This window comes from Pseudomonas sp. PWP3-1b2, from assembly GCF_049896045.1.
Taxonomy (GTDB): domain Bacteria; phylum Pseudomonadota; class Gammaproteobacteria; order Pseudomonadales; family Pseudomonadaceae; genus Aquipseudomonas; species Aquipseudomonas antarctica_B.
In genome coordinates, this window is record NZ_JAFCTN010000007.1 from 76,934 (window position 1) to 96,175 (window position 19,242).

General features: G+C 60.5%; 16 protein-coding genes. 11 read left to right on the forward strand and 5 right to left on the reverse strand.

Features of this window, described 5'->3' with window-relative positions:
• Window positions 1-169: 169 nt before the first annotated feature.
• Window positions 170-2,665: a LuxR C-terminal-related transcriptional regulator gene (locus ACP7A2_RS06965; RefSeq protein ID WP_426133619.1), complete on the forward strand. Its 2,496-nt coding sequence runs from the start codon at window positions 170-172 to the stop codon at window positions 2,663-2,665.
• Window positions 2,666-2,879: 214 nt separating this feature from the next.
• Here the strand turns inward: ACP7A2_RS06965 and ACP7A2_RS06970 are convergent, their stop codons facing one another.
• Entirely contained in the window at window positions 2,880-3,758 is an 879-nt protein-coding gene (locus ACP7A2_RS06970) for a helix-turn-helix domain-containing protein (protein WP_426133620.1), read from the reverse strand.
• Between the two features lie 138 nt (window positions 3,759-3,896).
• Between ACP7A2_RS06970 and ACP7A2_RS06975 the strand changes: the two genes are divergently transcribed.
• Complete coding sequence (locus tag ACP7A2_RS06975) at window positions 3,897-4,799, forward strand: DMT family transporter (protein WP_426133621.1); 903 nt, start codon at window positions 3,897-3,899, stop codon at window positions 4,797-4,799.
• Between the two features lie 108 nt (window positions 4,800-4,907).
• Here ACP7A2_RS06975 and norR read toward each other — a convergent pair whose 3' ends face one another.
• Window positions 4,908-6,455 carry a nitric oxide reductase transcriptional regulator NorR gene (gene norR, locus ACP7A2_RS06980; RefSeq protein ID WP_426133622.1) on the reverse strand — a complete coding sequence of 516 codons (1,548 nt, stop codon included), beginning with the start codon at window positions 6,453-6,455 and terminating at the stop codon, window positions 4,908-4,910.
• Between the two features lie 148 nt (window positions 6,456-6,603).
• Here norR and hmpA point away from each other — a divergent pair, with 148 nt between their 5' ends.
• The 9 genes from hmpA to ACP7A2_RS07025 all read left to right on the forward strand — a co-directional run bounded on the left by hmpA (window position 6,604) and on the right by ACP7A2_RS07025 (window position 16,184).
• Window positions 6,604-7,785 carry an NO-inducible flavohemoprotein gene (hmpA, locus tag ACP7A2_RS06985; protein WP_426133623.1) on the forward strand — a complete coding sequence of 394 codons (1,182 nt, stop codon included), beginning with the start codon at window positions 6,604-6,606 and terminating at the stop codon, window positions 7,783-7,785.
• Between the two features lie 277 nt (window positions 7,786-8,062).
• Window positions 8,063-8,569: a disulfide bond formation protein B gene (locus tag ACP7A2_RS06990; protein ID WP_348056629.1), complete on the forward strand. Its 507-nt coding sequence runs from the start codon at window positions 8,063-8,065 to the stop codon at window positions 8,567-8,569.
• A gap of 790 nt (window positions 8,570-9,359) precedes the next feature.
• Window positions 9,360-10,301: a ubiquinol oxidase subunit II gene (cyoA, locus tag ACP7A2_RS06995; protein WP_375070306.1), complete on the forward strand. Its 942-nt coding sequence runs from the start codon at window positions 9,360-9,362 to the stop codon at window positions 10,299-10,301.
• Between the two features lie 3 nt (window positions 10,302-10,304).
• Window positions 10,305-12,323, forward strand: a complete 2,019-nt coding sequence (gene cyoB / locus ACP7A2_RS07000) for a cytochrome o ubiquinol oxidase subunit I (RefSeq protein ID WP_426133624.1) — start codon at window positions 10,305-10,307, stop codon at window positions 12,321-12,323.
• A 3-nt stretch (window positions 12,324-12,326) separates the two neighbouring features.
• Entirely contained in the window at window positions 12,327-12,953 is a 627-nt protein-coding gene (locus ACP7A2_RS07005) for a cytochrome o ubiquinol oxidase subunit III (protein ID WP_024077337.1), read from the forward strand.
• Entirely contained in the window at window positions 12,953-13,294 is a 342-nt protein-coding gene (gene cyoD, locus ACP7A2_RS07010; protein WP_078739038.1) for a cytochrome o ubiquinol oxidase subunit IV, read from the forward strand. Before ACP7A2_RS07005 ends, cyoD begins: the two co-directional genes overlap by 1 nt.
• Window positions 13,295-13,305: 11 nt before the next feature.
• The gene (gene cyoE, locus ACP7A2_RS07015; RefSeq protein WP_375070310.1) at window positions 13,306-14,193 is read left to right on the forward strand and encodes a heme o synthase; all 888 of its coding nucleotides are present in this window, start codon (window positions 13,306-13,308) and stop codon (window positions 14,191-14,193) included.
• 103 nt (window positions 14,194-14,296) lie between these two features.
• Entirely contained in the window at window positions 14,297-14,995 is a 699-nt protein-coding gene (gene queC / locus ACP7A2_RS07020; protein WP_426133625.1) for a 7-cyano-7-deazaguanine synthase QueC, read from the forward strand.
• 103 nt (window positions 14,996-15,098) lie between these two features.
• Window positions 15,099-16,184: a pyridoxal phosphate-dependent aminotransferase gene (locus ACP7A2_RS07025; protein ID WP_426133626.1), complete on the forward strand. Its 1,086-nt coding sequence runs from the start codon at window positions 15,099-15,101 to the stop codon at window positions 16,182-16,184.
• Window positions 16,185-16,508: 324 nt separating this feature from the next.
• On the opposite strand, the gene ACP7A2_RS07030 is transcribed toward ACP7A2_RS07025, so the two are convergent.
• The 3 genes from ACP7A2_RS07030 to ACP7A2_RS07040 all read right to left on the reverse strand — a co-directional run bounded on the left by ACP7A2_RS07030 (window position 16,509) and on the right by ACP7A2_RS07040 (window position 19,164).
• Window positions 16,509-17,225 (reverse strand): hypothetical protein, encoded by a 717-nt coding sequence (locus tag ACP7A2_RS07030; protein WP_426133627.1) that lies wholly within the window; start codon window positions 17,223-17,225, stop codon window positions 16,509-16,511.
• 70 nt (window positions 17,226-17,295) lie between these two features.
• Window positions 17,296-17,799 (reverse strand): hypothetical protein, encoded by a 504-nt coding sequence (locus ACP7A2_RS07035; RefSeq protein ID WP_426133628.1) that lies wholly within the window; start codon window positions 17,797-17,799, stop codon window positions 17,296-17,298.
• 114 nt (window positions 17,800-17,913) lie between these two features.
• Entirely contained in the window at window positions 17,914-19,164 is a 1,251-nt protein-coding gene (locus ACP7A2_RS07040; protein ID WP_426133629.1) for a 2-aminoadipate transaminase, read from the reverse strand.
• Window positions 19,165-19,242 lie beyond the last annotated feature (78 nt).

Consider the following 19,242-nt stretch of genomic DNA (forward strand, 5'->3'; position numbering starts at 1 on the left):
ATCTGAAATGCAATCAACCTGTGGGAGCTGGCTTGTGTGGGAGCTGGCTCCCACATTTAGTTTTGTGCATGCCTTTCAATCATTGTGCTGAATACTTCTTCAACAACCGCCAACCACAGGACTAGGGTAGGCGTCAGGTTGCATAACAATAAAAAAGCAGGATGCAGCAATGACCGCCATGACACGCCTCCTGGACCGTCCTGGATTCATGCCTCGGCTGTCCGCCCACCATGTGTTGCGCCCCCATCTGACCGAGCCGTTGCTCGCCGCGCCCGCCAGGGTGAGGTTGCTGTGTGCGCCGGGCGGCAGTGGCAAGAGCGCCTTGCTCGCCGAGTGCGCGTTGCAGGCGCCGGCGGGGTGCCAGGTGTATTGGCTGCCCCTCAACGGCGGTACGCTCAGCCCGGCTGATCTCTGCCAGCGCCTGGCGCACCACCTGAGCCTGCCCTTTGTGGATGAAGCCACATTGCTGCTCGACCTTAGCCGCTGGCAAGCCACGGCCTGGGTGTTTCTCGATGATTTCTGCCGCCAGCCCGCCCCCGAGCTGGACGCCTTGCTCGACCGTTTGCTCACCACCGCCAGTCCCGCGCTGACCTGGTGGCTGGGCGCGCGACGACGACCGCTGTGCAATTGGCCGCGCCTGTTGCTCGACGATGAGTTGCTGGAGTGCAGCGAATTGTCATTCAGCCCGGCGCACATTCAACAGCTGTTGAGCCCAGGGCAAACCGTCGACAGCGTCATGCAGTTCAGCGCCGGTTGGTGCGCGGGTGTGCGCATCGCGATGCTCGGCGACGGCCACCCCGACAAGACCTTGCTCGATTATCTGCAACACGAGCTGCTCGGTACCTTGCCGGCGGAACTGGCCGACGCCTGGCGCGTGCTGGCCCACCTGCCGCGTTTCAACGTGAGCCTGTGTGAGCACCTGTTTGGGGCTGGCGACGGTGATCAATACCTGCGCGATTTACAGGCGCTCGGCGCGTTTATTCAGCCGTGGGAAGACACCAGCGAGTGGTTGCAGGTTTTCCCACCGCTGGCGCGGTTGCTGCGCGATGAACCCTGGCCGGCCAAACGGTCGTGGCATCGGCGTGCATGCCAGTGGTTCACCGCCGAGCGTGACTGGCAGGCAGCGTTTGAGCAGGCGCTGCTCGCCGAAGAGTACGAAGTGGCGGTGAGCCTGTTGCAGCACTTCAGTTTCGAGGATGTGTTTCGCCAGCAAAACGCCGTGCTGTTGTTGCGCCTGCACGAGGAACACGGCGACGAATTGATGCTTGGCTCGGCGCAACTGGTTGGGCTGGTGACGGCGGCCTTGTTGTTTGCCGGGCGTTTCGAGCAAGCGGCGGTGTGTATCGATCAGTTGGCCCGGTTTGCCCCGCAACCGACGGCGGCGCAACAGCGGCATCTGTTGGCGCGCTGGCAGGCGTTGTGGGGCTGGTTGCTGCATTTGGGCGGCGATGCCGAACGCTCCCGCGCGCATTTTCTGGAGGCGTTGCAAGCCTTGCCCGGCAGCGCCTGGACGTCGCGGCTGATGTGCCTGTCGGGCTTGACCCAGCAAGCCTTGCTGCGCGGCGAGTTGGACGTGGCCCAGGCTTTAAACCGCGAAGCCCTGTGCCTGGCCCGTGCCCATGGCTCGCTGGTGCTGGAAGCGCTGCTTGAGCTGGACCACGCACAATTGCTGGAGCAACGCGGTGCGCCGTATCGCGCGCAAAGCCTGTTGGAAAACCTGCAGGCGATGCTCGATCAACAGCGCCTCAAGGCCGGGCCGTTGATGGGGCGGATCGCCCTGCGGCGCGGGCACCTGGCGTTGCGTCAGGGGCAGGACACGCTGGCCGCCGAATGCTTCGATGCGGGCTTGAAGATGTGCCTGCATAGCCAGGACAAACGCGTGCTGTACGGTTTTCTTGGGCTGGCGCTGTTGGCCGCCAACCACGGCGACTATGCGCAGGCGTTTATCCAACTGCGCGAAGCCGAGCGACTGATGCAGCAACGCCATGTGCCCGACACGGTGTACCGCGCGGTGTTGCTGTTGATCAGTGGGCATTTCTGGCTGCAACAAGGTCGCGCCGAGCTGACCGTGGAAGCGGTGCGCCGGGTGCTGCGTCACTTTCGCGGGCCGCAGGCGCGGCAGGCGCCGCCCGCCACCCTGGAATTGATCCCGCGTCTGGAATACCTGCTGGTATTGGCCGAAGTAAAACTGGGCTGCGCCGATCAGCCCATCGCACGGCTCACTGCCTTGCTTGAGGCCACGCAACAGCGCGGCATGCTGTGCCTGGAAACCGAGTTGCAGTTGGTGCTGGGGGAAGTCGCCTGGCAATTGGGGGATATGGGGTTGGCGCGTCGCTCTCTGCAAACCGGCCTGGAACTGGCGGCGCGTTGCCAGGTTCAGCAAGCCGTTCGTGAATTGCGTTTGCGCTCGCCGGGGCTATTGAGTGAGCTGGGCCTGGAACCCCAGGCGTCGCCCACGGGCGTGGCGCAAAACCCCTTGAGCCATCGGGAGCTGGAAGTGCTGCAGTTGATCGCGTCTGGTAATTCCAACCTGGAAATCGCTGACCGGCTGTTTATTTCCCTGCACACCGTCAAGACCCACGCGCGGCGTATCCACAGCAAACTCGGTGTGGAGCGAAGAACTCAAGCGGTGGCCAAGGCCAAGACGTTGGGGTTGATGGTTTAAGCCCCTACCTACCTCCCCAAAGGCAACGCCCCCACCCCGACATCCCTGTGGCGAGCGGGCTTGCCCCGCGTTGGGCCGCGAAGCGGCCCCAATGAGGATGAATGCCGTGTATCAGATACTCCTCAGCGCCTGATTTTGGCGCTGCTTCGCACCCCAGCGCGAGCAAGCTCGCTCGCCACACAAGCTCATTCACTACAGAATCTCGCTCGCCACTTCAGATAGTGGAGAACGCCTGGCGGTATTCACCGGGTGTGGCGCCCATGGCTTGGCGGAAGCGGTGGGTGAAGTGGCTGGCGCTGGAGAAACCGCACTTCCAGGCGATTTCACCGAGGGGCAGGGCGCCGCTGCGCAGCAGGGTTTGCGCGCGGGCCAGGCGCCGTGCCAACAGGTATTGGTGGGGCGGCAAGCCGAAGCTTTGGCGGAACATCCGCGCGAAATGGTATTCCGACAGTGCGCACAGGCCGGCCAATTGGCCAAGGCTGATCGGCTCTTCCAGGTGGTGATCGATGTAGTCCACCAACAGCCGTCGCTGGTGCGCCGCCAGCCCGCCTTTCAAACGCAGGCCTTCGCGTGCGCCGACTTGGCTGAGCAGGGTGTGGCTGAGCATTTCATGGGCCAGGCTGCTGGTCAGCATACGCTCGGCGGGCTCGTGCCAGTTGAGGGCGATCAACTGGTGAAAACGCTGAGCCTGGCTGGCGTCTTCAAGGAAGGTGCTTTCGCGCAGTTGCAATTCGCGCGGTTCGCGGTCGAGCAGGGTGACGCAGCCGAGGGCAAATTGCTCCGGGCTGAAATACACGTGGGCCAGACGAATTTCGCCGTTGATCACCCAGGCTGACTGGTGTTCGGCGGGCATGATGCACAGCTTGTCGGGGCCGCCTTTGGTGCCGGGCCTGTCACGGTGAAAGGTGCCAGTACCACCGCTGATGTAGCACGACAACGTGTGATGGGTTGTCGCCTGATACTCCTGGGCATCGTGGTGGTTGCTCCACAAGGCCACAGACAAGCCGTCACCGAGCTCGGCGCAGGCCTCAAGGCGTGCATTGGGCGAGCGGTTAAGGGCTTGAAAGACTTGCAGTGATTCCATAGCTGACATGGCGTGTACTCTCCGACGCCTTGCATCCTACTCCGCGCCGTGTGCGCTGTGATCCCGCCGCCCGACAAAAGCGCAAGAATGTGCAAGAACGCCGACGGGGCGGCGGGGGAGACTGTGGCTCAACCGACGGAGCCCGCTATGAACCTTTTCCTGTATTTACTCACCGTGCTGATCTGGGGCACCACCTGGATCGCGCTGAAATGGCAGCTGGGCGTGGTGGCGATTCCCGTGTCGATCGTCTATCGCTTTGGCCTGGCGGCACTGGTGCTGTTTGCGCTGTTGTTGCTCAGCCGCAAGTTGCAGGTGATGAACCGGCGCGGGCACTTGATCTGCCTGGCGCAGGGGTTGTGCCTGTTTTGCGTGAACTTCATGTGTTTCCTCACGGCCAGCCAATGGATTCCCAGCGGATTGGTGGCGGTGGTGTTTTCTACTGCCACGCTGTGGAACGCGTTGAATGCGCGGGTGTTCTTCGGCCAGCGCGTGGCGCGTAACGTGTTGATGGGCGGCGCGCTGGGGTTACTGGGGTTGGGCTTTTTGTTCTGGCCGGAGTTGGCGGGGCATACGGCCAGCCCGCAGACATTATTGGGGTTGGGGTTGGCGTTGCTCGGGACGATGTGTTTTTCGGCGGGCAATATGCTCTCGAGCTTGCAGCAGAAGGCCGGGCTGCGGCCATTGACCACCAATGCGTGGGGAATGGCCTATGGGGCGGCGATGCTGGCGACCTACTGCGCAGTGCGCGGGATTCCGTTTGAGATGGACTGGAGCGCACGGTATGTCGGGGCGCTGTGGTACCTGGTGATTCCGGGGTCGGTGATCGGCTTTACGGCGTATCTCACGCTGGTAGGGCGTATGGGGCCGGAGCGGGCGGCGTATTGCACGGTGTTGTTTCCGGTGGTGGCACTGAATGTGTCGGCGTATGCCGAGGGGTATCAGTGGACGGCACCGGCGTTGATGGGGTTGGTGCTGGTGATGCTGGGGAATGTGTTGGTGTTTCGTAAGCCGAAGGCTGTGGCTGCGATCTTCAAGGCGAAGGCTATCTAATGTGGGAGCTGGCTTGCCTGCGATGGCAGTGTGTCTGCCAGCTCGTCTTTCACTGACCCAACGCTATCGCAGGCAAGCCAGCTCCCACATTTGACCGAGGTGTTTGGGTTATTTGAGGCCCAGGCGTTTGGCCATGCGGCCGAGGTTGGCGCGGTCCAGGCCGAGTTCGCGGGCGGCGCTGGCCCAGTTGTGCTGGTGGCGTTCAAGGCAGGCGCTGATGATCTGGCGTTGATAGTGTTCGGTGGCCTGGCGCAGGTCGCCCGTGATGGTCGGGACCGGCTCGGCCGGCGCCTCAAGCACCGGCGGCGCACTCACATCGGGCAGGTCCAGGTCCCTGGCATTCAGGCTCAAGATCTTCGGTCGTTCGCGACAGTTACCCAGGGCTTTCAGCGCGCTGCGTCCGATCAAATGTTCCAGCTCTCGCACATTGCCGGGCCAGTTGTAGGCCAGCAGCGCCGCTTGCGCATCGCTTGTCAGGCGCAAGCTGCCCAGGCCCATGCGCGAGCGGTTCTGTTCGAGGAAAAACCCCGCCAGCAGCAACACATCGCGACCGCGCTCGCGCAGCGCCGGCACTTGCAGCGGGTACACGCTCAGGCGGTGATAAAAGTCGGCGCGGTAGCGACCGCTGCGCACTTCTTCAGCAAGGTCGCGGTTAGTGGCGGCGATCAAGCGCACGTCCACCTGATGTTCCTTGTCCGAGCCCAGGCGTTGTAATTGGCCGCTTTGCAGCACGCGCAGCAGCTTGGCTTGCACGGTCAACGACAACTCGCCGACCTCATCCAGAAACAAGGTGCCGCCATTGGCCAGCTCGAACTTGCCCCGGCGCTCATTCACCGCGCCGGTAAAAGCGCCGCGCACATGGCCGAACAGCTCGCTTTCCACCAGGGTTTCCGGGAGGGCGGCGCAGTTGAGGCTGATCAGCGGTTTGTTCGCGCGCGATGACGCCGCGTGAATGGCTTGGGCGACCAGCTCCTTGCCCACCCCGGTTTCCCCGGTAATCAGCACGGTCAGGTCACTGCCGCCCACCAGATTGATTTCCTCGACCAGGCGTTTGTGCGCCTTGCTCTGGCCGATCATTTCCTTGTGCTGCTGGCCGCTGGCCTGGCGGTAAATCTCGGCGCGCTGATGTTCGTCTTCGGCGCGCAACGCCAGGCGTTCGATGCGTTCAGCAACGTTGACCGTGGCCGCCGCGAGGCTGGCGAAGGCTTGCAGGGCGGCCAGTTCGACGCGCTCGAAGCGTTCGGTGTCGAGCGCGTCGAGGGTCAGCAGGCCCCAGGGTTTGTCATCGATAAACAGCGGGCAGCCCATGCAGTCGTGCACTTCCAGGTGGCCATGCAGGCCATCGACCAAGCCATCGTAGGGGTCGGGCAATTCGCTGTCGCTGTCGAAGCGGGTAGGGCCGCAGCCTTGCAGCAGCACCTCAAAGCGTGGGTGTTCGCTGACCTTGAAGCGCCGCCCAAGGGTGTCGGCGCTCAAGCCGTCTACGGCCAGCGGCACCAGCCATTCTCCCTCCAGGCGCAACAATGCGGCGGCGTCGCACGGCAGCAGGGCGCGCATGGCGTGCAACAAGCGGCGGTAACGCTCGCCTTCAGGCAGCTCGCGGGACAGGTCGGCGACCAGAGGCAGCAGGGTTGTGAGCAGCGATTGCGCAGTCATAATGACTCCTTGTAGTCCTTATGACTATAAAGCGCAGGGCGTCATATTGACTACATAATATTTAAACTATTGAAAAATAACGATTTATAAGTTGGCACGTTTACTGAGTAACACAAGGTAATCAGTTAAAAAGACTCAGGAGTCCGCCATGCTTAGTGCCCAAGACCGTGCCATCGTCAAATCCACTGTGCCGCTGCTGGAAAGCGGCGGTGAAGCGCTGATCACTCATTTCTACCAGATGATGCTTTCCGAGTACCCGCATGTGCGTCCGCTGTTCAATCAGGCGCACCAGGCCAGTGGCGACCAGCCCCGCGCATTGGCCAACGGCGTGCTGATGTATGCGCGGCACATCGATCAGTTGGACCAACTGGGCGACCTGGTGGCGAAGATCATCAACAAGCACGTGGCCTTGCAGATCCTGCCGGAGCACTACCCGATTGTCGGCGCTTGCCTGCTGCGCGCCATCTCTGAAGTGCTGGGCGACGAGATTGCTACGCCCGAGGTGATGAGTGCCTGGGGCGCTGCGTATGGCCAATTGGCCGACATCCTGATCGGCGCCGAAACCGCCATCTACGACGAAAAAGCCCAGGCCCCGGGTGGCTGGCGCGGTGCGCGGTCGTTCGTGCTGGTCAAGCGGGTGCAAGAAAGCGACGAGATCATCTCCTTCTATTTTGCCCCGGTGGACAACGGCCCGATCCTGGCCGCCGCGCCGGGCCAGTACATCGGCATGAAGCTGCTGCTGGAGGGCGAAGAAGTGCGCCGCAACTATTCGCTGTCGGCCCTGAGCGATGCGGGCCTGTACCGCATCAGCGTCAAGCGCGAAGCCGGTGGGCGAGTGTCCAACTACCTGCATGACCAGATGCACGTCGGCGCGACCCTCGACCTGTTCCCGCCATCGGGTGAGTTCACGCTGGCCGCCAGCGATAAACCGCTGGTGCTGATCAGCGGCGGCGTGGGTATTACGCCAACCCTGCCGATGCTCGAAGCCGCGCTGGCGACACACCGCCCGGTGTACTTTATCCACTGCGCGCGTAATGGCGGGGTGCATGCATTCCGGGATTGGGTGGATGCGTTGGCGGCCAGGCACCCGCAGCTCAAACGCTTTTACTGCTACGCCGAAGATGACGGCGTGAGCCCTGCGGCAGACAAGGTCGGCCTGCTCAGCCAGGCGCAACTGGCCGAGTGGCTGCCCGAGCAACGTGACCTCGACGCCTACTTCCTTGGCCCTAAAGGCTTCATGGCGGCGATCAAGCGTCACCTCAAAGCCCTGGGCGTGCCGGACAAGCAGGCGCGCTATGAATTCTTCGGCCCGGCTTCGGCCCTGGAATAACGCTTTCACCGGCATACCGAGTCGGCGCCATCGCGGGCAAGCCCCCCCCCCCCCCCGCGGGGGGGGAAAAAAGTGGGTTCCGGGGTGGGCGCCTGGGGGGCATCGCCGGGCTCCCACGTGGTGTGTCATCCCTTGGTGGGCGCGGGGTTTGCCCGCGATGGCGTCCGCACAGCCACAACATTTCCCCTGATTAATCCGCACTTAACCCCCCTCTGTTTTAACCACACTCTGTGTGTAAACTTGCGGCCATCAGGCACAACGACAAAGGGAAACGGGGATGAGTGACGAATTGCGGTTGGGCAGGGAGCGGCGCTTTCTGGTGTTACTGGGCATCATCTGCCTGGCGCTGATCGGCGGCGCGCTGTACATGCAAGTGGTGTTGGGCGAGGCGCCGTGCCCGCTGTGCATCCTGCAACGCTATGCCCTGCTGCTGATCGCGATCTTCGCCTTCATCGGCGCCGCCATGCGCAAAAAAGGCGCGGTCACCCTGTTCGAGGGGCTGGTGGTGCTGAGCGCTCTGGGTGGCGTAGCTGCGGCGGGCCATCACGTGTATACCCAGTTCTTCCCCGAGGTCAGCTGCGGCATCGACGTGCTGCAGCCAATCGTCGACGACTTGCCACTGGCGAAGGTGTTCCCGCTGGGCTTCCAGGTCGATGGCTTCTGCAGCACGCCGTACCCGCCAGTCCTCGGCCTGTCTCTGGCGCAATGGGCGCTGGTGGCGTTCGTGCTGACAGTAATCCTCGTGCCGCTGGGCATTTACCGCAATCGCCAACGCAACGCTTGAGCCTTTCACCGAAACGCCCCGTCCGCCTTTAAGGCAGGCCGGGGCGTTTTTGGTTGTAGGGTTTTGTGAAAGGGCTGTGACGAGTGGCAACTTAAGGTGCGCGCAGTGTGCGACATGTTGTCACACGGAAGCTGTCACATGAGGTTTCTGACACGCCCGACGATCCCATAAAGTTGCGCCGTGCAGCCAAGTTGTGCTGTCAATTTGAGCTTTCAGCGCTGCCCCGAGCATCGCGTCTTCTTAGCCATGGGCTGCTGTCCAAATGCCTTGTTTTCTGGGGGGTTGGATCAGTTTTGCATACCCTTACAATGTGTAAGGGAAGTGGCGCTTTGCCCAATAGCACGGCATTTTTTGTGGTTTTTGTATCGAATCGAACACGATAAGATCCCGAATCTTTGCAACATTGGTGAAGGATTGTTGCTGGAATCGATAAAAATTATTTCTTTATAAGACATGGTTTATACATCGCCAGCTAACTACAATCGCCCGCACTGAATGACCAATGCTGTTCAATCTTTGAGCATTGGCGCGGTCGAGGGGCAGATGGATGGCTCTGTGCGACCCCAGGTTCCGGTAGCCTTTCAACTTTCCGCACCAAATGGAATTGGTCTGTAACAGGGCCTTTAGCCACGAAATCGAATAAGAACTCACCGCAGGTCCGTGAAACGTACAGATATGGCGTGACGGGCAGGCTCTTATTCAATCGAAGAGAAATGCCAACCCTTGGCAGGGTGAAGTGTTGGCGATCAAAACCCAACTGCATTGCGCAAGCTGCTTTAGAGGTCGTGAGATGAGTAAAAACAGGTACCCCCGATTACTAGGCTTTTTGCCGCTGCTCGGCATGATGTTAATGCTGGGAGGCTGCAAGTGGACCTTGCTCGACCCTAAAGGTCAGGTCGGTCTGGATCAACGAAACCTGATCATCACCGCTACCCTGCTGATGTTGTTGGTCGTGGTGCCTGTGATCATCATGACCTTCGCCTTCGCCTGGAAATACCGCGCGTCGAACACCAGCGCTACGTACGCGCCGAAGTGGTCGCACTCCACCAAGATCGAAATCGCGGTGTGGCTGGTTCCGATCCTCATCATCATCGCCCTGGGTTACATCACCTATAAGTCGACCCACGAGCTGGACCCGTATCGTCCGCTTGAGTCCAACGTCAAGCCGATCAACATCGAAGTGGTCGCGCTGGACTGGAAGTGGCTGTTCATCTACCCGGACCTGGGTATTGCCACGGTCAACGAAATCCGTTTCCCGGAAAACACTCCGCTTAACTTCCGGATCACCTCCGACGCCGTGATGAACTCGTTCTTCATCCCAGCTCTGGGCGGTCAGATCTACGCGATGGCAGGCATGCAAACTCGCCTGCACCTGATCGCCAACGAAAAAGCTGAAATGGAAGGCATCTCCGCTAACTACAGCGGCGCTGGCTTCACCGGCATGAAATTCAAAGCGATCTCGACGAGCCAGGAAGACTTCAACGCCTGGGTCGCCGGAGTCAAGGCCGCACCTAAACAGCTTGATCAAGCTGAATACGATGCCCTGACCAAACCAAGCCAGAACAACCCAGTCGCTCTGTACTCCGCGTATGAGCCGGACCTGTTTCAGAAAATCGTCGACAAGTACGAAGGTATGAAGCCAGGCAAGCCGGTCAAGCACGAGAAGAAAGAAGTGGCCGCGGTTGAAGGTTCTGACACGGGCTCGCATTCAACTGCTGGGGCAGAGGAGTAAACGATGTTTGGTAAATTAAGTTGGGATGCGGTCCCGTTCCACGAGCCGATCGTAATGGTGACCATCGCCATGATCGCGCTGGGTGGTCTGGCACTGTTTGCTGCAATTACGTATTTCAAGAAATGGACCTACTTGTGGACCGAGTGGTTGACCTCTGTCGACCACAAGAAAATCGGTGTCATGTACGTCATCGTTGCCATGGTCATGCTGCTGCGTGGTTTTGCCGACGCCATCATGATGCGTACCCAGTTGGCCATGGCCACCGAGGGTTCGCCTGGCTACCTGCCGCCTGAACACTATGACCAGATCTTCACCGCTCACGGTGTGATCATGATCATCTTCATGGCGATGCCATTCTTCACCGGCCTGATGAACCTTGCCTTGCCGCTGCAGATCGGTGCGCGTGACGTTGCCTACCCGTTCCTGAACTCCCTGAGCTTCTGGCTGCTGGTGTCCGGCGTTGTGCTGATCAACCTGTCCCTGGGCGTCGGCGAATTCGCCAAGACCGGTTGGGTTGCGTATCCGCCGTTGTCGGGTATCCAGTACAGCCCTGGCGTAGGTGTGGACTACTACATCTGGGCGCTACAGTTATCAGGGCTCGGGACGACACTGACGGGGGTCAACTTCCTGGCCACCGTCCTGAAAATGCGCGCCCCTGGCATGAAACTGATGGACATGCCGATCTTCACCTGGACCTGCACCTGGGCCAACGTCCTGATCGTGGCTTCGTTCCCGATCCTGGCCGCTACCATGGCGCTGCTGTCGCTTGACCGTTACCTGGATTTCCACATTTTCACCAATGAACTTGGTGGCAATCCAATGATGTACGTGAACCTGTTCTGGGCATGGGGTCACCCTGAGGTGTACATCCTGATACTGCCAGCGTTCGGTATCTTCTCTGAAGTGATCTCGACCTTTACCGGCAAGCGCCTGTTCGGTCACCACTCGATGGTCTACGCCTCTGGCGCGATCTCCGTACTGGGCTTCATGGTTTGGCTGCACCACTTCTTCACCATGGGCTCGGGGGCCAGCGTCAACGCCTTCTTCGGGCTGGCGACGATGCTGATTTCCATCCCGACGGGGGTGAAGCTATTCAACTGGCTATTCACCATCTACCACGGCCGTTTGCGCATCACCAGCCAGGTTCTCTGGACCCTGGGCTTCATGGTGACCTTCGCCATCGGCGGCATGACTGGCGTACTGCTGGCCATCCCGGGTGCTGACTTCGTGCTGCACAACAGCCTGTTCGTGATCGCTCACTTCCACAACGTGATCATCGGCGGCGCGGTATTCGGTTACATCGCTGGTTTCAGCTTCTACTTCCCGAAAGCGTTCGGCTTCAAGCTGCACGAAGGCTGGGGCAAGGCTGCATTCTGGTTCTGGATCTCGGGCTTCTTCGTCGCGTTCATGCCGCTCTATGCACTGGGCTTCATGGGCATGACCCGTCGTCTGAACGCCACCACCAACCCTGAGTGGGTGCCGTACCTGTACGTTGCCATGGTCGGTGCGTTGATGATCGCTGTCGGTATCGCCTGCCAGTTGATCCAGCTGTACGTGAGTATCCGTGACCGTAAGCAGAACGCTTGCGACTCCGGTGACCCATGGAATGGCCACACCCTGGAATGGTCGACTTCGTCGCCTCCGCCGTTCTACAACTTCGCTGTGATTCCTACTGCGAACACGATCGATGCCTTCACCGAAGCCAAGGAAGACGGTACTGCGTACCAGAAGCCTGCGCGTTACGAGCCGATCCACATGCCGAACAACACCGCCACTGGCGTGGTGATGGGCGCGCTGTTGACCGTGTTCGGTTTCGCGATGATCTGGCACATCTGGTGGCTGGCAATCGTGGGCCTGGTTGGCACCATCGGTTACTTCATCATCCACGCTGCGCGTGATGATCAAGGCTACATGGTGCCGGTCGAGACCATCGAACGCATCGAAGCCGAGCAACACGCTCGCCTGGTAGCCGAGAAGAAGATCCCGGCCAACCGTGTAGAAACCTCGTTGGAACAGGCTTAAACCATGTCGAACTTAGTGACCAATGCTGGACACGCCCATGTCGATGATCATGGGCACGATGACCATCACCACGACTCGGGGCCGATGACCGTTTTCGGTTTCTGGCTCTACCTGATGACCGACTGCATTTTGTTTGCGTCGATCTTCGCGGTGTACGCGGTACTGGTAAACAACGTAGCGGGTGGCCCGTCGGGCCACGACATCTTCGAACTGCCTTACGTGCTCGGCGAAACCGCCTTGCTGTTGTTCAGCTCGATCACCTACGGCTTCGCCATGTTGGCCTTCTACAAGGGCAACAAGAAGGGCGTGCTGAGCTGGTTGGCACTGACCTTCCTGTTCGGCCTGGGCTTCATCGGCATGGAGATCAACGAGTTCCACCTGCTGATCTCCGAAGGCTACGGCCCGCACCGTTCCGGCTTCCTGTCTGCGTTCTTCACGCTGGTAGGCACCCACGGTCTGCACGTATCTGCCGGCCTGCTGTGGATGGCGGTGATGATGTATCAGGTCAATAAGCACGGCCTGACCAACACCAACAAGACTCGCCTGAGCTGCCTGAGCCTGTTCTGGCACTTCCTGGACGTGGTCTGGATCTGCGTCTTCACCGTTGTTTACCTGATGGGGACTCTGTAATGGCTAATGCACACTCCCATGACCATGACAGCCATGATGCGAGCCACGGCAGCGTCAAGTCGTACGCCATCGGCTTCATCCTGTCGGTAATCCTGACGCTGATCCCGTTCGGTCTAGTGATGTACCCAACCCTGCCGAAGTCGATCACCATGATGATCGTGTTGGCATTCGCGGTGATTCAGGTGCTGGTCCACCTGGTGTACTTCCTGCACCTGGACCGTTCGAAGGCTCAACGCGATAACGTGATTGCGTTCGTGTTCGCAGGCCTCGTAATCCTGCTGCTGGTTGGCCTGTCGGTATGGATCATGTTCAGCATCCATACGTTCATGATGGCGAAGTGAGGTAAGACCCGATGTCGCTTAAGCACTTTATCCAAATCACCAAACCGGGGATCATTTTCGGTAACGTGCTTTCTGTGGCAGGCGGTTTCTTCCTGGCCTCCAAGGGACATGTCGATCTGGCCATTTTCCTGGCTGCGATGATCGGTACGTCCCTGGTGGTAGCTTCCGGTTGTGTCTTCAACAACTGCATCGACCGTGACATCGACATCAAGATGGAGCGCACCAAGAACCGCGTGCTGGTGCAGGGCCTTATCTCCCTGAAGCTGGCACTGCTGTTCGCGACCGTCCTGGGTATTGCCGGTGTGGTGCTGTTGTACAAGGTGGCCAACCCGCTGGCGGCGCTGTTTGCCGTGATCGGTTTTGTCATCTACGTGGGCCTCTACAGCATGTACCTCAAGCGCAAGTCGGTTCACGGCACGCTGGTGGGCAGTCTGTCGGGGGCGATGCCGCCGGTGATTGGTTATGTGGCTGTGACCAATAGCTTCGACATGGCCGCGCTGGTGCTGCTGGTGATGTTCAGCCTGTGGCAGATGCCGCATTCGTATGCCATCGCGATTTTCCGCTTCAATGACTACCTGGCTGCGTCGATTCCGGTATTGCCGGTTAAACGCGGTATCCAGGTTGCCAAGAAACACATCCTGCTCTACATCCTGGCCTTCCTCGTGGCGACCTTGATGTTGACCTTCAGTGGCTACGCCGGCATGAGCTACCTCGCCGTCGCGGCGGCCATGGGCATGTACTGGTTGTACATGGCCTGGACCGGCTACAAAGCGGTGGATGACACCGTTTGGGCGCGCAAGCTGTTCGTGTTCTCGATCTTCACCATCACCGCGCTCAGCGTGATGATGTCTCTGGATTTCCAGGCACCGAAAGAGCTGTTGCTGACCTACGCACACTGAGGCAGTACCGACTGAAAAACCCCGCCTTCGAAAGAAGCGCGGGGTTTTTTATGGCCGGGCCTTTAAACTGTTCGCACATTTTGCAACTGCAGGAAGCAACGTAATGACCAAGAAAGCCGTGATGGTGTTCAGTGGCGGGCAGGACTCGACGACCTGCCTGATCCAGGCACTGGCGCAGTATGACGAAGTGCACTGCATCACCTTCGACTATGGCCAGCGCCATGTCGCCGAAGTTGAAGTGGCCCAGGCGCTCGCCAAACAGCTGGGTGCCACCGTACACAAAGTGATGGATGTGTCCTTGCTCAACGAGCTTGCGATCAGCAGTTTGACCCGCGACAACATCCCGGTACCGACCGTGGACAGCTCGGGCGACAGCCTGCCAAGCACCTTCGTGCCGGGGCGCAACATCCTGTTCCTGACCCTGGCGTCGATCTACGCCTACCAGGTAAAGGCTGAAACCGTCATCACCGGCGTGTGCGAAACCGACTTCTCGGGCTACCCCGATTGCCGCGACGAATTTGTCAAAGCGTTGAACAAGGCGCTGCAACTGGGCATGGAATACCCCGTACGCCTGGACACCCCGTTGATGTGGCTGAACAAGGCCGAGACCTGGGCACTGGCCGACTACCACAACAGCCTGGACCTGGTACGCCAGCAAACCCTGACGTGCTACAACGGCATCATTGGCACGGGCTGCGGCAACTGCGACGCGTGCAACCTGCGTGCACGCGGTTTGAATGATTACCTGCAGAACAAGACGGCAGTCATGCAGAGCCTGAAGGGCAAGTTGCAGTTGAGCTAGGCGTTGTTCTGCGGCGCTTGGCTAAATTAGCCGAGATTTTCTTCGTCATACTCCCCTGTAAGAGCCATGCGAGTTCACCACTCGCCAACAGGGAATTGTCACCATGGTCAGCGTAACGCGTCGTTCTCTTCTCGCCTTTGGTGCAGCGCTGCCGGTACTGGGGCGCCTGGACTGGGCAGCTGCCAGCGAGCCGGCGGCAAAGTCTGACAAGGTGTTGCTCAACTACAACGAAAGCCCCTACGGCCCCTCAGGCGCCGCCCGTGAGGCAATGAGCCGGGGGATTACGACGTCCGGGCGCTATCCCTACCCGGACATGTACGCTTTGGCCGCCTTGTTTGCCGAGCAGCAAGGCATCGCAGAGGAACAGGTGGCGGTGTTTGCCGGCTCCATGGCGGCGCTGCGCTACGCCGTGCTGGCGTTCACCAGTGAAACGCGAGGCCTGGTGATGGCCACACCGTCCTACGAAGTACCGCGCCAGGCGGCCGAGTCGCGAAGGGCGCCGGTGCGCGAGGTGAGACTGGATACTGCGCACGCTCACGACATCCCGGCGATGCTCGCCGCCGACTCCCAGGCGGGCATGCTGTACCTGTGCAACCCCAACAACCCGACGGGCACCCTGACGCCAACCGAGGCGATCCGCCACGCATTGGCGAACAAACCCCACGGCAGCGTGCTGGTGGTGGACGAGGCTTATATCGACTTCGCCGACGCCCCCAGCTGTGTGAGTTGGGTCAAGGACCACGACGACCTGCTGGTGCTGCGCACCTTTTCGAAAATCTACGGCATGGCCGGCGCGCGGCTGGGCCTGGCGATCGGCCACCCCGCATTGCTGGAGCGCTTGGCAGTGTTTGGTGGCGACAACGTACCGGCCGCCGCCACGTTGCTCGGCGCCCGGGCGAGCCTGGAAGACGTCAAGCTGTTGCCCCAGCGCAAGGCGCTCAATACGCAGTTGCGCGAAGAGACAGTGGCGTGGCTCAAGTCCCGAGGGTTTACCTGCACGGTGTCGCACAGCAACTGCTTCATGATCGACGTGAAACAACCCGCCGAGCAGGTCGTGGCGCGGCTGGCGGCGCAGAACGTAATGATTGGGCGGGTGTGGAAAGACTGGCCGCAATGGGTGCGCGTGACAGTGGGAAACCCGCAGGAGATGGCGCGTTTTCGCGAGGTGTTTGCGGCGCGCGTTGTTTGATACAGCGCAAAAAATGTGGGAGCTGGCTTGCCTGCGATGCAGGCACCTCGGTGCATCGGCTACACCGGGATGCCGTTGTGGCGAGCGGGCTTGTCGAATCGTCGCACCGCCCGCGTTGGGCTGCGAAGCAGCCCCAGTGAAGAAGCATGCGATGTCTTGGACACACCGTGGAGGCTGGTTTTGGGGCTGCTGCGCAGCCCAACGCGGGGCAAGCCCGCTCGCCACGGGGGAGTGTCGACAGCCTCTAAATATTGTGTAGATACCTACGGCCATCGCAGGCAAGCCAGCTCCCACAGGTTGTCCAACCGTATTGCACGCAGTGGCTTACTGCTGCGCGATGCTGTAACCCTCAAACGCAGTGTGCTGTTGCAGCGCAGTAATCACATTCTTGCGGTTCAGCGGCTGCTCGGTGCCCGCGTTGTCCACAAAGCTTTCAACCTCCAGCTCGGCTTCATCGCCTTCACCAACAAAGCTGAAACCGAGGAACTCAAACGCCTCGCGGTCAACGTTCAACTTCGAGCGCGGCGTGCGCAGCGGCAGGGTGACGCTGATGCCATCCTTGCTGATCACAAACACTTCGGCTTCTTTCTTCGGGCGTGCAGCTTTGCCCTTGCCGGCGCTTGGGTTGCTGATGGCCTGGTGGCTCTGGTTCAGCACCTTGAGGGCCAAGGCATAAACCAGTTCCTGGAACTCGGGGTCGTCCTTGAACGCTGACAAGATACGGCTGATCGAGAATTTGCTGCTGAGGTCTTCAAGGGCAGCGCTGTCGGCGGCTTCGGCGTCTTTCAGTTGCTTGAGCTCGCCCATCAGGTCGTAGGCTTTGTCGTCGTCGAAGGCGTCGTGAGCCTGGCGGATGGCGACGCGCAACTCGCGGATCTGGTCGCTTTCCTTGGAGGTGTGAAATGCGTCCAGCACCATCTCGCTGATGATCTTGGCGGCTGGCACATGCTGTGAAAGATTGATGGCGTTTTCGTATTCGGCTTTGGCGTGAGAAGCGACTACGGCTTCTTCGGCGGATTTTTCAGTGTAGGAATCGGACATTAAAATTTCACTACTTCAGTAAACGGGAGACAAAAAGCGTCGCGCATTTTCAGCGGCGAGGTGGATCAGGTCAAGGCAACACACTGCCCTTATCACGGCGCAGAGCGCTCAGCGCCCGCTGCAGCCGCACAGCCCGCCCGCAGAACAGACCAACGGTAAACCCCGACGCACCGCCCACGGCCATCAGCATCTCTGGTGTGCTCAGCAGCAGGGGGTGCACCGCCTGCTGGTAGCCGAAGTAGTACTTCACCGCAAAAAACAGCTGCGAGATCAGCAGGGTTTTCCATGTGCCCGGCAGCAGCAGGGTTTCGCCATTGGTATCCAGCCGGGCGCCGTCGGCGTTGAACACCAGCATCCCCAGCACGCTGCCCACCACCGCGCCGCCCACCCAGGCACTGCTCGATAACAGTGAAGGCGCCAGCGACATCAGCGACCACACCACCAGCACCACCGGCAGGATCATCAGCGACCGGCGATTCTCACGACCGCCCAGGCAGGCCTTGATGCCGTAGAAACAAATCAGCAGGTAAACGGCGTACACCCACAGGGGCGTGCCGTGGAGGATGTCGAGCATGGGAGGCTTCCGTGCGGTCGTGGATGAGCGCTGATAGTCGTTGAGGCGTCAGCGGTTTGTCCATCGGTTTGGCGCTGACGCACATCAGCGCCTCACAGCGACCGACGCGCGTTATCAAGCCAACTGCTTAAAGCAAGCCTCAAGGATGTCCAGGCCTTCCTCCATCACCGCCGGCTCAATGGTCAGCGGTGCCAGCAAGCGGATGATGTGCCGCGACTTGCCGCTCGGCATCAGCAGCAGGCCGGCGTCGCGCGCCAGGCTCAGCAGTTGGGTCAGTTGTTTGGGGGCTGGCGTGCCGTGGGCGTCTGCCAGTTCAATGCCGCGCATGGCACCGACACCGGTCAGGCGCCCCAAGTAGGGCGACAGGCCTTGCGCGCGCCAGGCTTCATAGCGGCTGACGATGGCCTCTTCGTGCTGCGCGCCCCAGTTGCGCAGGTGTTCGTCGGTCATCGCGTCCAGTGTGGCCAGGGCGGCCGCGCAAGCGATTGGATTTCCGGAATAGGTGCCGCCCAGGCCGCCTTTGGGCAGGGTGTCGAGCAAGGTTTTGCGCCCGACCACTGCGCCCAACGGCACGCCGCCGGCGATGCTTTTGCCGAGCAGGATCAGGTCTGGCTCAACCCCCAGACGCGAGAACGCAAAGCGCTGGCCGGTACGGCCAAAACCCGACTGGATTTCATCGGCGATCAACACGATGTTTTTTTCATCGCACAAGCGTCGCAGGGCCTGGGCAAACGCTATGTCCAGGGCGAGGAAGCCGCCTTCGCCCTGCACCGGTTCGATGATGAAACAGGCGACGTCTTCAACGTCGATTTCCACGCTGAACAGGCGGTCCATGGCCTTCAGGGCTTCGGCGCAGATCACGCCGTTGTCTGCGCTGGGGTAGGGCAGGTGGTACACCGGGCCGGGCAGTACGCCGACTTTTTGCTTGTAGGGCGCGACCTTGCCGTTGAGGTTGAGCGTGGCCAACGTGCGCCCGTGAAAGGCGCCGTCAAACGCGATAACGGCAGTGCGGCCGGTGGCGCCGCGCACGATCTTCATGGCGTTTTCGGCGGCTTCTGCGCCGCTGTTGGTGAGCATGCCGCTGACGGCGTAGTCCACCGGAATAAAAGCTGTCAGGCGATCCATCAGTTCAATGTAGGGCGCATGCGGCGCGGCGTTAAACGCGTAGTGCGTAAGTTTTGTCGCCTGCTCACGAATCGCCTCCACCACACCGGGGTGGCAATGCCCCAGGTTGAGCACACCGATGCCGCCGACAAAATCGATATAACGTTTGCCCGAGGTGTCCCACACCTCGGCGTTCTTGCCGTGGCTGAGGCTGATGGGGTGAACGATGGAAATCGACTGGCTGATGGTTTCGCGGCTCATGAATCTCGGACTCGGCAATGGCGGGCATCTTTTTATCTAAGCTGCGCCACGGGCCCTGCCGCAAACGAAATAAAGTCG

What these genes read in the sequence shown, in the direction of transcription:
- ACP7A2_RS06965 (WP_426133619.1), top strand. Translation starts at nt 170, where the DNA reads ATGACCGCCATGACACGCCTCCTGGACCGTCCTGGATTCATGCCTCGG.
- ACP7A2_RS06970 (WP_426133620.1), bottom strand. Translation starts at nt 3,758, where the DNA reads ATGTCAGCTATGGAATCACTGCAAGTCTTTCAAGCCCTTAACCGCTCG.
- ACP7A2_RS06975 (WP_426133621.1), top strand. Translation starts at nt 3,897, where the DNA reads ATGAACCTTTTCCTGTATTTACTCACCGTGCTGATCTGGGGCACCACC.
- norR (WP_426133622.1), bottom strand. Translation starts at nt 6,455, where the DNA reads ATGACTGCGCAATCGCTGCTCACAACCCTGCTGCCTCTGGTCGCCGAC.
- hmpA (WP_426133623.1), top strand. Translation starts at nt 6,604, where the DNA reads ATGCTTAGTGCCCAAGACCGTGCCATCGTCAAATCCACTGTGCCGCTG.
- ACP7A2_RS06990 (WP_348056629.1), top strand. Translation starts at nt 8,063, where the DNA reads ATGAGTGACGAATTGCGGTTGGGCAGGGAGCGGCGCTTTCTGGTGTTA.
- cyoA (WP_375070306.1), top strand. Translation starts at nt 9,360, where the DNA reads ATGAGTAAAAACAGGTACCCCCGATTACTAGGCTTTTTGCCGCTGCTC.
- cyoB (WP_426133624.1), top strand. Translation starts at nt 10,305, where the DNA reads ATGTTTGGTAAATTAAGTTGGGATGCGGTCCCGTTCCACGAGCCGATC.
- ACP7A2_RS07005 (WP_024077337.1), top strand. Translation starts at nt 12,327, where the DNA reads ATGTCGAACTTAGTGACCAATGCTGGACACGCCCATGTCGATGATCAT.
- cyoD (WP_078739038.1), top strand. Translation starts at nt 12,953, where the DNA reads ATGGCTAATGCACACTCCCATGACCATGACAGCCATGATGCGAGCCAC.
- cyoE (WP_375070310.1), top strand. Translation starts at nt 13,306, where the DNA reads ATGTCGCTTAAGCACTTTATCCAAATCACCAAACCGGGGATCATTTTC.
- queC (WP_426133625.1), top strand. Translation starts at nt 14,297, where the DNA reads ATGACCAAGAAAGCCGTGATGGTGTTCAGTGGCGGGCAGGACTCGACG.
- ACP7A2_RS07025 (WP_426133626.1), top strand. Translation starts at nt 15,099, where the DNA reads ATGGTCAGCGTAACGCGTCGTTCTCTTCTCGCCTTTGGTGCAGCGCTG.
- ACP7A2_RS07030 (WP_426133627.1), bottom strand. Translation starts at nt 17,225, where the DNA reads ATGTCCGATTCCTACACTGAAAAATCCGCCGAAGAAGCCGTAGTCGCT.
- ACP7A2_RS07035 (WP_426133628.1), bottom strand. Translation starts at nt 17,799, where the DNA reads ATGCTCGACATCCTCCACGGCACGCCCCTGTGGGTGTACGCCGTTTAC.
- ACP7A2_RS07040 (WP_426133629.1), bottom strand. Translation starts at nt 19,164, where the DNA reads ATGAGCCGCGAAACCATCAGCCAGTCGATTTCCATCGTTCACCCCATC.